The following is a 14,103-nucleotide window of genomic DNA, read 5'->3' as shown; positions in this document are numbered from 1 at the left end:
AGCTGTACCGCCGCCGCTGCCAGGCGCCGTGGCCGAGGCCGCGCCCCTGCAAGCCGCCTCGATGGAAATGCCACCACCACTGCCAGGTGCAGCTGTACCGCCACCGCTGCCAGGCGCCGTGGCCGAGGCCGCGCCCCTGCAAGCCGCCTCGATGCAGATGCCGCCACCACTGCCAAGCGCAGCAGAGGCCGAAGCCACTTCGGTAGAACGTGAGCCTAATTCAGTAGGGTACTGGCGCCGCAACACCATTGACGCCTTAACAATGCAACTGACAGGCTATTTACCAGAAGTAAGCGATCCCGACCAGATGGAACAATGGGACAAACTGCATAAAGAACTTAAAGAGGCTAAGACTGTTCAAGCCGAAGTTGAAAAAAGGTACGACAGGATATATGGACAATACCTGGCAGTACCAGAGGCAAGTTCCGATCCTAGCACCCAGGCTAACGCGCTCACTTCGCAACAACATGGCGACGATGTACCGACGTGGATGAACGACATCCCGCCCTTGGATGACTTCTATGAAATGACAGGTGCCGACATTGAGCATGGCCAGGCTATGGCGCCCCCAACTGTTGCACCTGAACAAACCCTGGAGGTTCCAGCAGTGCCGGTTGCTGCCGAACAAGGTCTGGAAATAGCCGAACGCGCACGGCAAGAAAGGCTTGCGCGCGCCGCGTTGGAGCAAGTCGCACAGACTCGCGCATCAGAAAACGCCGCAGTACGGGAAGAACTTGGCATGAACCGTATTGAGCCGATGACATTGGCCAAAAAAGACCTTCCATCAGAAGCAAGCCGCTGGGCCAATCGCGCTCCAAGTGCTGATGCGGAAGTCAATTCTAAAGTGGCACAACAAGGAGCAGAGAGAGAAAGGGCGATCCCTGCCGAGGTTGAAAAGAAATATATTCGCGTCGGAGAAAAGTTCTATCACGGCAACAATCATAAAGTCGTGGCATTTGAAGATAAAGGAACCCAGCTATCTACCAAGTCAGATAGTCAAGCTATTGCCAGTTCATTAGTGGCTATCGCTCAAGCACGTGGCTGGCAAGAAATAAAAATTAGCGGGAGCGAAGCATTTAAAAAGCAAGTGTGGATGGAAGCTTCTTTGCTGGGCATCGAGGCAAAAGGCTACAAGCCCACTGCAGTAGAAATTGCCGACCTGCAAAAGAGACTCCCTGAAAATAAAATCGAAGAATTTCGCGTCCGCGAAAAAGATCGTATGGCCGAGGCAGGCTTACCAGCTGCTGCAAGCCCTTTGAAGGATGCCGCTACAGCAAAGGTGGATGCACAGCCACCTCAACGCACACACAAGGAAGAACTTTCAGCGGCGGCGCTTCAGTCAAATCATAAAGAGACTCAATTTCTTAGTGCTCATGGCGCCGCCCCATATAAGCACAATCCAGATGAAAAAGAATCGTATTTTGTCGAAACAGAAAACAAATCGGGGCAGAAGAAAACTCATTGGGGAAAAGACCTCAAGCGGGCCATTTCTGAATCGGGCGCCAAAATTGGTGATGAGATTCATGTTGACCGCGTAGGCGCAAAAGACGTAGTAGTAACTGCCAATATCAAGGATGGAAGCGGGAAAAAAGTAGGCGAAGAAAAGATTGAGACTAAAAAGAATGAATGGGTGGTTAGTGTTACCCAAGCACTTAAAACACAAGATATAGGCGATGCAGTAAAACAGCATCCCGAATTATCTGGGTCGGCGGCGGTGTTGAAAGCTGTTGAATTGCAAACAGCCAACAATACGCCAGAGCAAAAGAAAATAATAATGGATCGGGTAAAGGAGAATCTTGCCAATTCAATAGAGCGAGGAAATATTCCGCAAGTTAAAATAAGAGAAAATGTTTCCGAAATAAAAACTGCTAAACAGCAGGCAGGAAAAGAGCAAGAAGTTGAATTACAAAAGGAACTTGAACTGTGAAGAAAATAATATTATCTATAGCAATGATTGCGCTTTCTTTTGGCGCAACAAATTCGCTTGCTGCGTCGGCAATGCGAAACGAATATACGATTAAAAATGATCGGCTCGGCATCAATGCTTATGTCTACGGAAAAAGAACCGTCCTGGAATTTATGGAGCCGCCGCGCACGCTCTATTTATTCGATGCAAAAAACATACCAGTCCAGTACGAACGAATTAGTGAAAAATACTATCGACTGGCTCGTTCAGTGGAAAACTTCACAGCGAAGATTAACGGCGATCAGGTTGAATTTTCCATGAACAAACCTGAACAATTCGTGACCGTCGATGCGGCTGGCAATGTCGGCGCCGTGACCAGCATCACCGCATCAGCAGTTGGGCCGATCACTACAGTGACACCACCAGCCGGCCCCAATGCCACTGTGACGCCGCCAGCGCCCCCCAATGCCACTGTGACGCCGCCAACTGCCCCTGCACAGTATGGAGAAATTGGACAGGTCGCATTGGTCGATTTAGTCGCTGAAAAAACTGTCGTAGCTGAAAAATGGAAGTTGGAGGCATCTGATTTATCCGTGTTTAGTGCAATTAAACGCTGGGCGCGCAAAACTGCACAAACTAATGCTAACTGGCAAGTAAGCTGGGAAGTACCTATTGATTATCCTGTAACCATTGTTGGGACATTTGAAGGGACGTTTGAAGAAGCGGTTTCCGAATTAATGAAAGGCTTCCGAAAAGCAGAATATCCGCCAAAGGCTTGCAAATATATGGAAAATCGAGTTATCCGAATTGTTCGCCTTACCGGAACTGGCAAAGAATGTGAATCTTAAAAAGACAAAGAAAATGAAAAAATCATCAACAAAATTTATTTGCGCCACTTTGGTAGTGGCCATCATCAGTTCCGGCTGCGCATCGCCAGCAACAAAAGTTCTCGATAATAGCTATTCCGATAGCGAAAAAAATATATCGCGCGCTAAACAAGAAAGCAGTGCAGCGATATTCGACGGGGAAAACGCAGGTAGTAGCGCAACAATTCAGGGGGCATATTATGGATCAAAATCTATTCCACTAAGAAGCGATCCTGTTTTGCCCGAAGTATTTCATAGCATTAAATATTTCTCGTTCCCCGGCCAAGATTTCAACATTGTCGAAGCTGCAGCTAAAGTATCCCAAGTAAGTGGAATACCTGTTCGTGTTTCCCAGGATATTTTGAAAGAAATAGCCGTACCGACTACCGCTGCACAGGCCAATACGAGAAATATCCAGATGGACGCTACGGCCTCGACAGCAGGAATACTAGATCAGATTACAACGGTTGACGGATTAAGTTGGGAATACCGGGATGGCGTGACATACATTCAAAAATACATTACGCGCTCGTATCGCTTGAAAACCGTATTCGGGTCACGCAAACACACCTATAAATCTGGTACGACTGGAAGCACCGAAGGCAAGAACTCAACGGACGGCGGCTCGTCCAGCAGCGCGACTATTTCCTCTGGCTTTAACAGCCAAACGAGTACCGAAGCGGTAACAGATAGCGACCAGGCTAAATCAATCCTAGAAGCAGTAAAACAAGTCCTGACAAAGCCAAGCGGTAATGCTGTTCTCACAGGTACAAATACTGTGATTGTCACCGACTCGGCAGAGGGGCAGCGCCGGGCAGAAGCAATTATCGACCGCGAAAATGAAATCTTGACGCGGCGTGTTACATACAGACTTCAAGTATTTTCATTGGCCGACGAAGATACTGATGCAGGGGCATTCGATCTGCAAGCGCTGTACACAAACGCCACAAAGTACGGCCTTACTGTTTCATCCGCCGCTTCCACAATGACCGGCGGTGGTGCCTTGAGCGCGACAATTCTTTCGGGGGGCGTTCCAGGACGTTTTGATGGATCGAAAGCCATTTTCAAATTACTAAGCGAACGCGGGAAAACAGTCTCTGTTTACGATGTGAATGTTCCTACACGTAATTTGATATCGATGCCGATGAACCTGACAACTGAAATACCTTTTGTTGCCAAGATCACTCCAGCCCCCTCTGGCGGAAGTGGGACAGCAACTGGAGCGCCAGGCCAGGAATTAGGGAAAGCAGTATATGGCTTCAAGATGGATTTCACCTCCAACATTCTTGATTCCAACTATATTTCTTTACAAATGGCTATCGGCATAGTCGATCTTGTGGAGATTCGTAAAGTTGGCGGTGGCGGCCTTGAATCGCCAGTAACAACAGCATTTGAAATGACTCCAGAATTATTCTTAAAGCCATTTGAAACTGCAATTATAACTGGCTACGAAAGGACGGCTAACAAATACAATCGCAATGGGCTAGGCAAGGATTGGCCACTTATCTTAGGTGGTGGCGAATATAATGCCACAGGAAAAAAAGAAAAAATCTTTATCTTAGTCACTCCAACAATTGTAAGCAACGCATACTAAATGCCAACACAAATCATCATAAATAATCGTCGTTTGATATTTGGCCTTTCCTGGATGCCAGCAGGAAAGGCCCATTCAAAGCGCGACAAAAACGACTTCGCAAAAAAAAGGAATGCCAATATCAGCTCGGGATTAGATATTGGCGACAAAGTAGTTTTTGGCGCTACCCGATTTATAACTACTGAAAAAAATGGGAAAAAACAACCCGCATACTCCGGCGCCGCGCTTTTTCTTTTATGGTCTGGACGGCATGCCAGAGACAACGCATCAGAGAGTACGGATTCTCAAGCGCAATATATTTTGGTTGCCGAACTGCACGACTCAAAGGCCAATATACGCGATGAAGTTTCATTAGTTGCGATATCGGGAGGCTCAATATATCGAGACATACTGATAAAAGCAAGCGACATAAGCCGAACGCTGCAGGAAATAAGCAATGAGATTGGTAGCAAGGAAGTCGGAGGCGATATTGAAATATTTTCCAATATCGACACACACGAGACTTTGCTCCCAGGATCAAAGTTCTTTGAAATTAAGGAACTGCTAGAATTTGATATTAAGCTTGCGGCGCTAAAAAATATCACGGACAAGAAGGCTTATGCCAAAACAGCCTTGGTTTCGATAACGATATTTGCTTGCGCAGGATATTATTTTTTTGACGCCTATAAAACGAGAAAAACAGAAGAAGAAAACGCAGTAGTAACAGACCCAAATATTGATTATCAAAAATCTCTTGCGCAGTCTCTTACAAAAGTCGGCTTTTCATCCTCAACAGCCAGCAAAGAAATATGGCAGAAAATAGGCGTTATCGACCTTAACAGAGCTGGCTCGTTTGTACGGCGAATTGATTGCAACAAAGAACAGTGCAAATTTAAATGGGTTCGTTCAAAATTTGGATTAATCAAAAATTTCGCGGAGGCGAAAAAGCCAGATGAAAAATTAACAATTATCAATCAGGACACTTACGAGACATTGAAAACATTTAAAACTGATGTCGTGAGTGTTGATTTTTCAAAGTTAAAAACTGCTGATGATTTTACGATATCAACAAACAACCGAGAGCAGAAATTAGAAGCATTAAAAAACCATGCCTCGATCACTTTTAAAATTGAAAAACCAGTCGCATTTGGACTACCAAACGGAATTCAGGCATCCTCATTGAGAGCTAACAGCATTATTCGATCTGGCAAGATATCCATAAACTTTCCGCTCGGCTTGGCATCTGAAATAATTAACACCATACCCAACAATATCGGCATAACAAACATTAGCGTTATTTTGGATGACTATAAAAAACCATTAGTTGAAGTTAAAGGAGAGTATTTTGTCAAATAAAATTCTACATCTTGTCGTCGCAATTCTCATTTGCTCATCGTCAGCGCATGGAATAACTCTTGCCGAGTTGGAGAAAAAGAATAATGAGGCAATGGAACTGGAAATTAAGATTGCTATTGCCACCAAAGAGAAAGAGTTGGCGGCAACAAGGCCGGCACCGCCAGTAGTTATTAATACGCCGCCCATTCAAAAACCAAAGATTTCACCATTAACCGAAATTGAAGGAATTGCTCTCACAGAAGTCTTTGGAGATATTTCAAATTCTAGTGCTCGTTTTGAAATAAATGGTGCGCAAATTGTACGAAAAAAGTACGGCACTATCTATTCCTGGACAGTTCAGCAAATAAACAATGACCAAGTGGTATTAGTCCGCAATGGGAAAACAAAAAAAGATGACCTTGTTAAAATTATCTATAAATCTTCTTCCAAGTCTGTATCACGTCCAGCCATGGGCCAACAAACTCCGGTTGGGCGTGAAGCCTTTAGAATTATCCCAAACATACATGGGCCAGCAGGGCCGATTGGCCCCATTGGTGTAATTCAACAAAGATAAACGAACCACACCGGACAAAAAATGTTAGAAGCACTGAAAAATACGGCGGCTAAATTAATGGGCCGGGGCAAAAAAAATGATGGATTTGAGGCTGATGTTTCCGTCAGCGCCAAACGGATCATGCCGACCAACCTGGAAATTTATAGCACGCCAAAAGATTTAGAATCTTTACCAAATTACGTATCAATTATTTCCGCAAAGAAAAATAATGGGAAGAAGGGCTCCGTCGCTTCTCTCAATCTGGACGGCAATCTTGAAAATTTTATTTGTGCATTAAAACATAATGCCAATCATTGCACTATTGTAGCCAGTGTTAATTTATTCCATTCATCAGAAAGGACTGCAATATTATCTAGTGTCAGATCGGAACTTGAATTATTTGGATTCAACAAAACGCAAGTTATATGGGCATCAGTTGAATTGGTTACTGATTTGGTAAGATCAAAAAAATCTTCGACAGCACCACCAGCCGAAAATAATTCAGTCGCATTTGAAAAAGTTCACAATAGCGCGAATAAAGATCAATTCATTAAATTCATTACTACGGCTGTACGCTGCAGAGCATCAGATATCCATATTGAGATTAAAAAATCTGTTGCTTTGGTGCGGCATACTATTGACGGAAAACTCTATCCGACGCCTGATTATAAAAATGGCGAAGTTATTCGTGATATTGCCTATGATGCGGTTGCCCACGCTTTCACATTCCATTTAGACACCGGCAGCAATTCTAGTTCTCACTTTGATGACAGCAATAATCATAGCTGCACTATTACGTTAACGATTGACGAAAAGGAATACACATTACGCGCCACATCCAACCCCACAAACCAGGGCAATGATTTTATCGCGCGTATCGCGCCAGCTAACCAATACTCGGATTTCGGCACGCTTGACGATTCAGGCTATTCCAAAGATCAACTATTTATGCTGCGTGGTGAAATTCCGAAAGAGGGCGGCATGGTACTTTTCGCCGGAAAACCTAATAGTGGAAAAACAACGTCACTAATTAAATGTCTCCTTGAAATTCCAAATAGGAGTGAAAAGAAATTTGTTGCTGTTGAAGACCCTATCGAATACGATTTGTATTTTCAAAGTAGCGGAAGTATTCAAGCTGGCATTGATGACCAGGATAAGCGAGAAAAAGCCTACACAGAAACTGTTGCGCAATGGTTGCGTGGAAATCCACACGTATTTAATAGTGGTGAAATTAGGGATGCACCCTCTGGTGACGCTGCAGTAGCGACTGCACAATTGGGACTGTGTACGTTTGGAACTCTACACGTTGGCTCAGTGATGGGGATTATGCCACGCCTAGCTACATCCCCAATCAAAATTGACATGGGTACATTGACCTTACCAGGGCTTTTAAAATGTCTGACCTATCAGTCTCTCGTGCCGACGCTTTGCACTAAATGTCGCGTGCCATTTGCAGAGTCTACAGACAGCAAGAAAAAAAATAAAATGCTAGATTTGGCAGTACGCTTTGGTGTCGATGTCAGCAAAACTCATTTTTATGGCGATGATAAAAAATGCCCAGCGTGTGACGGGCATGGTCATCATGGACAAACACTGGTTGCTGAAATGTATGTACCTGATGATGAATTTTTGGAAGCAATGCGAAAAGGGCTTGTATTTGAAGCAAAACGGATTTGGCTATCCAAGTCGGATGGACGCTGGGATAGCGACCAGATGCAAGGGAAACCAGTATTTGCGCACGCCCTTAAAAAGACGCTTGATGGATTAATAGACATCGAGGAAATATTGCGTTTCGGGAATCCTGAAACGATTGATCCCGGCATGATTCGGCAACATATCGAGAGGCCTAAACTCGCAAAATTTCGCGGAGGCGAAATTGTTGCATCCCCAGCGGATAAACTGACAGGAGCAGCAGCTTGATTTCTTCATCATTGCTTAGAAAATTTAGAAAAGGCCGTGCTGGTTTTCTGGCCGAGTTGGGTGAGGCCTTTAATGATGGACAACCTACGGCGGAGTTCTTTTTGAATAATGCCCAATATTACGAGAAGAGAAAGAACAAGCTTCATCAGGTATACAGCCTGCTTTACGCTCGACTGGATGAACCAGGAGCAAAGTTAAGCACAGCGTTGGAAGTGGTTGTCGAGCCAGAAGATATGCTATTGCTTTCGGCTGTAGACAAAGGCAGTGATATTGCAAAAGCCACCGTGTTAAAAAATATTTCTGAGCGCATCGTAATCATGGAAGCGATGAAGAAGCAAATATTTTTAGCGACAATGGCTCCAATGATCGTGTTGCCTATTGTTCTGATTTTCATGGTAATGATGGGAGCGTGGATTATTCCCGAGCAGATTTCCGTTTTCCCACTTGAACGATGGAATAAGCTACAGCTTTCACTCTATTATATTTCATATGCTATTGTGCATTATTGGTACATATTAGCTATAATCATATGTTTCATGGTATCGGAATATGCCAAGTCATTTTCAAATTGGGCTGGCGAGGGCAGGAATTCATTTAATCGGATATGGATTCTTGGTTTGCCACACAAATTGCACAATGATTACATTGCGGCAAATTTTGTTACGGGATTAGCTCAATTACTTGAAGATGGCGCTGACTTAAAAATGTCATTGGAAAAGTTGGGGGAGAACGGAACGCGATTTGTTCAATGGCATATAGACCAAATATCAAGCCGGCTGTGGGAGAATGCAGGGAATCACGAATGGTCATTCGACACGAAATTACTGTCGGAGGAATTACATCGAAGATTAACTAATTACTCTAAATTAAAGAACAAAGGCTTTGTGGAAGGGCTGATAAATTTAGGCACGACGAATATCAACAACGTTCAGAAATCTGTTGAAGCATCAATTAGAAAATTGAAATTTGTTACGATGGTGGTCGGCTTTCTAATTATTGGGTACACATACGGGGCTTATTTATCAATTCAATTTGGCATGACAAGATACTTGAAGGAGATTAGCAGTGAAGTAGAACGTGAATCGATTTGATTTAAAATTTATATTAATTATCATTTAGGAAAAAGCTATGAACAAGAATGAAATTTACACAGTAAACGCAGAAAAAAAAGTTTCCGGCCGCTCTTTTAAAAAGCAAGGAACCAAAAGAAGTGGTGGCTTTGTTTTGGGCGAACTCGCAATTGCCATGATTTTTATTGGCGTCGTTGGTATTGCCAGCTATGGCATTTGGCAGTATCTCATGACAGACAACGCGATTGATAGCGAACGAGATACCATCACGTCATACGTTTCTCGCGGTTTGGCTGCAATTGACCACATGGACACAACTACCACCGTTACTACGCAATTGTTTATTAACAATAGGGTATTTCGCAGTGGCGTAGTTGGTACGACTGTGAAAAATAAGTTGGGCGGCTTCACCACTGCAACCTCCGCGAACACTATTGCCGGTACTGATGATGCGATCATGTATACCAATACCGGCTATCCACGGGATGCCTGTACTGATCTGCCGATTAAAATCAACGGCTTGACTTACAGCATGACTATCAATGGCACCAGCGTTAAAACAGGTGACGTTGGGTTGAATACTACAACGGTAGGTGACGCATGTAAGGCCGGCACCACTAACACAATTGCGTTTGTTGTGGCCAAGCGATAATCGTGAACGCGCAGACGAAATTTTACAAGCTGCGCCGCCGGAGCCACGCAAAAGGGTTTACTCTTTTTCAAGTGACTCTGGCTCTTGCTGCGTCTTCGCTGGCATTAACCTATGAAATTAATCGCAATATAGAAAGTGGGCGCGATAAAAGTTATACATTATTCGGTCAGTCTGTGGGTACACTTCAGAATTCAGCGAATGCGGCATTGAGTAAATATTACGGATCGTTCATCAATGCTCCCGACGTATCGGCCGCCATTGAAATAAATTTGGCGCCTGATGGCACCGCACCGAGAATAGTTAATATTGCCGACTGGCGGCACCCTACCATTTCGGATTTGCGCAACCTGGAAATTGGATTGCCGCCGAATTTCAAAAATATTGCACCGAACGGAGGTCGTTACAGAATTGAACTCAATAAATCTCCTGTTGGATGTACGCCGAACAATTGCAATATCGAGGGTCTTGTTTGGGTTGATAAACCTATTACTGTCGGCGGTCTTGTTGATAACGATCGTGCAGCCATAGCGGTTGAATCCATCGGCGCAGACGGCGGGCGTTCCGTGGCAGGGACTTCCATCCAAGAGGCCAATACCATCTATGGATGGAAAGGCAGATGGAATGTGGCCAATCCAGTATCTAATGCAGGAGCCATTGTCGCTGCACGTATTGGATATGGGGCAAATGCGTTTGCTCCATATTTCCGTATCGACGGAACTAAACAAATGGCAGCAGATGGAAACTTTGGCGGGCACTCTCTGGTTAATGCGAAGCAAGTATTAACTGTTATGAAGACTGTCGATGCCGTTTGTGAGGATGAAGGGGCAATTGCAGGCGGAATTATTTCTGGAAAAGGAGCAGCTCTAGTTTGTTCTGGCTCTAAATGGCAAGCTGCTGGGACTAAGACCGATAACGTTGGCGCCGCATGTTCGCCAGAGGGTAAAACCGCAAATAGTCCAGATGGTCAGACATTGGTCTGTAAAAATGGAAACTATGTGAAATTATCAAAACTAATTGGCAACAGCCTGGAAATGTCGAGACGTGTGGTACGCGATGGAGATTTGGTTGTTAAGCCAAATTGCGAATATCCTAGCCAAGCTGATTTTTCTTTTGATATGGTTTCAACGGCCGTTGATTTTACGAAAAATCCACCAATGGCGGCGCAATACATCAGGGCCGAAGATTATGGTTCATCTTGGGGAGTTCTGTTGAGGTTACGTGCTGATGATGGTTCGGAAGTTTCCGGCAATGCGTACTCTCTCGCTGCAATGATGCACATTGAATGCAGATATCCATGAAGCACATTGATTGCATCTATGAATTTTCGCCTCCGCGAAAATTTGTAATTTTTAGATAAACTTCCATGAACAAAAAAATCCTTTCAGTTATTTGGCTATTCATCCTTGTCATTTCATCGGCATTTTTTCATGCCCCTGCAGCAGCCCAAAGTAGCTGCAGTTCGACATCTTCAACTTGCATGGGGTTGCCAGTCCCGAAGGGATGCCCTTCTGGTTTTAAATGGAGCCTGACGGGCAGTGGGTTAGCCCATTGTGTGGCCGAAGACCCTGTATGTAATGGTGGAACAATTTTGGAACACGATACACTTGGCAATCCATCTTGTATCGCACCGCCAATCTGCACCAATGGAGCAATTGATTATCCATTATGCCGTGCTTTTCCGACTTGCCTCAACGGTGCGCTAGACCCTCCGACTTGCAGAATTTTTCCAGAACCTCCTATAAATGGCGGACGTCCTTATACTCATATCATAGATACCGGTGCTTCTTTGGGTAATAATCATTGTAATTCCGCAGGCGGCTTTGTAGGTGATGGAGATAGTCCGTACACTAAATGGGAACCTTGGTTACTCACAGGTAAGCTAACCCCCAATACTATTGATGGCGTTGCCGTAACGCTCTTACAGGACAATTGCGGCCAAGGAATATCGGTCGCATTTGATTCCAGACTTGGCGTGAATCCAAAACGCCAACATTTTAAATCGTTGACAGTATATGATTCTCCATTAACAACCACATGGGTTTGGGGTAAGGCTATGGATTGGTTTACGTACAAGTGTGACAGTCCAGGCGGTGAAAATGACCCTCCACCCAAGGAATGTTCAACCATGGTTGTTTGGGGGCCTAGAGGAGTGCCAGTTCGGATGCAGCCATACAGCCGATACTATATTAATGTTATTTATTGATTCAATTTCAACAATTTAAATTATGGCTATAAAATCCGAATCACTTACTAGAAAAATCAGAAAACGAGGGCCGGCGCCAAGCGGTGACTCTAGGGCTGAAATAGAAAAACGTTCTAAGCAAAAAGGTCGTGAAAAGCGGCAGGAAAGTGGCTTGGTAGACCTCAAAGGCAGCGTGACAAAGGAAGTGCGCGATGAACTTGCCGCACTCAAGGAGACGTGGGGTTTGAGCAACATAGGTCAAGTTATTGAAAAAATGGTGAAAGACTACAAAAAATAGTACAAAACCAGTGGCGACCCGCCACTAATGATGTATTATAGTGCTCAGTAGCAACACCACTCTTCTCTTCTCAAAAAGGAACACAATGAAAAATATCGCATCCACTACCATGATTACAATCGCAGCACTGTTGACCGCATGTGGCGGTGGGGGTGGGGGCGAGTCCGGTTCCGTGCCAGTAACGCCGCCGGTTGTTGTCGTGCCACCTGTAGTCACGCCTCCTGTTGTCGATGCGAATTCTCTGCAAACGACAGTGCAATCCGCGACTTATGCAACTGATTCCGTGTTGGGCAGTGCTTACGCGGTATTGAATAATGCGCGTCAAGCATATGGGGTGGGGCTTTTGTCACAAAATAATAAGCTCGATCAAGCCGCGGCAAATCATGCAGCATACGTTTCTGCCCGCTATGGTGCGCTGGATTTTGCAAATACAGGCCATCTTGAAGACCCATCCAAGCCAGGATTTACAGGCGTAGCCGTTGCAGATCGTTTCACTTTTACTGGTTACGCGGCCGCCACTGCTAGCGAGGTTCTGACGACTTTTATTTCGGTTGACGGCGTGCAAAGCGATGCAGGAAGTGTGGCCGCTAACATCTTGATGGCGGCGCCATATCATCGCTTTGGTTTGCTCGATGGAAGCCGCGACATTGGCATTGCTGATGCAAGCGCACGTTTTCCGGGAGAAGGTGGAGTAAACCATTCCTTCGTGTTTAATTTGGCTATTGCACAGTCAGCCAAAGCACAGTTACCAGCACAAAACTGGTTGGGCATTTGGCCACAAGATCAAGCAACCGATGTGATGTACTCGTTTGTAAATGAAACACCTAACCCGATTCCGGTCAATAACGGCGCGTGCGCTGGGTATCCTATCTCGGTTCAAGTCCGTAATGGTCTGGTGCTGGAAACAACAGCATTTACTCTCGCAGAAGCGGCTACTGGCGCGGCCGTCAATGTGCAACTGTCGACGTTTACAACTGATGCGAACCCGTCATTTGCCCGTGCAAATACGGCGTACATCATTCCATTTAAGCCGTTGAAACTCGGCACGAAATACATCGTCCAGTTTGCGGGCAAAGCCGCAACCAATGTCATCAATAAAACTTGGTCGTTCACGACAGGCACGAAAAATACAAAAATGATCTACGCTTGCGACCCGAGCTAAGTATTAGAAACATTCTCTGAAAGCCTCGTCTTGTACGGGGCTTTTTTTATGGGCGCGATATATGTATTAAAAAAGGGAATGGGGAGCGCGGCCACCAGGCCCAGCGATCACCAGGGCGGCGCCGGCACGGTGCTGCCCATCGACGCGCGTAGCGGTCGGGATCGAGGCCGGCCAGCTGCTGGACGTGCGCGCAGCGCACGCCGGCAGTACGGCCCTGGCCGGCGCCGAGGCGACGCTACCAGGCGCGCACGCGGCCAGGCGCAGAAGCTGCAGCGGCGCCGGCAGTTGCACCAGGGAGAGCGCTGCTCATCGACGCGCGTAGCGGTCGGGATCGAGGCCGGCCAGCTGCTGGACGTGCGCGCAGCGCACGCCGGCAGTACGGCCCTGGCCGGCGCCGAGGCGACGCTACCAGGCGCGCACGCGGCCAGGCGCAGAAGCTGCAGCGGCGCCGGCAGTGGCACCAGGGAGAGCGCTGCCCATCGACGCGCGCAGCGGTCGGGATCGAGGCGGGCCAGCTGGTGGACGTGCGCGCAGCGCATGCCCGCAGCACGGCCCTGGCCGGCGCCGGGGCGACGCCACCAGGCGC

The 14,103-nt window shown here is 46.1% G+C and carries 12 protein-coding genes; all 12 read left to right on the top strand.

Translation table 11 applies throughout. The annotated features are described in order from the left end of the window. Window positions 1-1,927: LPD7 domain-containing protein (locus tag IGS60_RS27575; RefSeq protein ID WP_230506800.1), on the top strand; the 1,927-nt coding region annotated here is incomplete at its 5' end. Further along, entirely contained in the window at window positions 1,924-2,754 is an 831-nt protein-coding gene (locus tag IGS60_RS28430) for a TcpQ domain-containing protein (RefSeq protein ID WP_230506799.1), read from the top strand. The genes IGS60_RS27575 and IGS60_RS28430, both read left to right, overlap by 4 nt. Further along, window positions 2,714-4,366: a hypothetical protein gene (locus IGS60_RS27565; RefSeq protein ID WP_230506798.1), complete on the top strand. Its 1,653-nt coding sequence runs from the start codon at window positions 2,714-2,716 to the stop codon at window positions 4,364-4,366. Before IGS60_RS28430 ends, IGS60_RS27565 begins: the two co-directional genes overlap by 41 nt. Continuing rightward, window positions 4,367-5,701: a hypothetical protein gene (locus IGS60_RS27560; RefSeq protein ID WP_230506797.1), complete on the top strand. Its 1,335-nt coding sequence runs from the start codon at window positions 4,367-4,369 to the stop codon at window positions 5,699-5,701. Further along, a complete protein-coding gene (locus tag IGS60_RS27555) occupies window positions 5,691-6,254 on the top strand; it encodes a hypothetical protein (protein ID WP_230506796.1) in 564 nt (187 codons plus the stop codon). The genes IGS60_RS27560 and IGS60_RS27555 overlap by 11 nt, the downstream gene beginning before the upstream one ends. A 21-nt stretch (window positions 6,255-6,275) precedes the next feature. Further along, the gene (locus IGS60_RS27550) at window positions 6,276-8,153 is read left to right on the top strand and encodes an ATPase, T2SS/T4P/T4SS family (RefSeq protein ID WP_230506795.1); all 1,878 of its coding nucleotides are present in this window, start codon (window positions 6,276-6,278) and stop codon (window positions 8,151-8,153) included. Then, a complete protein-coding gene (locus IGS60_RS27545; protein ID WP_230506794.1) occupies window positions 8,150-9,244 on the top strand; it encodes a hypothetical protein in 1,095 nt (364 codons plus the stop codon). Before IGS60_RS27550 ends, IGS60_RS27545 begins: the two co-directional genes overlap by 4 nt. A 37-nt stretch (window positions 9,245-9,281) precedes the next feature. Beyond that, window positions 9,282-9,875: a type 4 pilus major pilin gene (locus IGS60_RS27540; protein WP_230506793.1), complete on the top strand. Its 594-nt coding sequence runs from the start codon at window positions 9,282-9,284 to the stop codon at window positions 9,873-9,875. A gap of 2 nt (window positions 9,876-9,877) precedes the next feature. Next, on the top strand, window positions 9,878-11,173 hold the full coding sequence (locus IGS60_RS27535) for a hypothetical protein (RefSeq protein WP_230506792.1): 1,296 nt from the start codon (window positions 9,878-9,880) through the stop codon (window positions 11,171-11,173). Window positions 11,174-11,238: 65 nt separating this feature from the next. Beyond that, complete coding sequence (locus IGS60_RS27530; RefSeq protein ID WP_230506791.1) at window positions 11,239-12,078, top strand: hypothetical protein; 840 nt, start codon at window positions 11,239-11,241, stop codon at window positions 12,076-12,078. A gap of 22 nt (window positions 12,079-12,100) precedes the next feature. Further along, window positions 12,101-12,355 carry a hypothetical protein gene (locus tag IGS60_RS27525; protein WP_230506790.1) on the top strand — a complete coding sequence of 85 codons (255 nt, stop codon included), beginning with the start codon at window positions 12,101-12,103 and terminating at the stop codon, window positions 12,353-12,355. Window positions 12,356-12,440: 85 nt separating this feature from the next. Next, window positions 12,441-13,517: a CAP domain-containing protein gene (locus IGS60_RS27520; RefSeq protein WP_230506789.1), complete on the top strand. Its 1,077-nt coding sequence runs from the start codon at window positions 12,441-12,443 to the stop codon at window positions 13,515-13,517. Window positions 13,518-14,103: the final 586 nt, after the last annotated feature.

Source organism: Janthinobacterium sp. FW305-128 (genome assembly GCF_020858135.1).
Classification (GTDB): Bacteria; Pseudomonadota; Gammaproteobacteria; order Burkholderiales; family Burkholderiaceae_D; genus Janthinobacterium.
The sequence above is the reverse complement of the archived record's forward strand: the minus strand, read 5'-3'. Positions and strand labels throughout refer to the sequence as shown.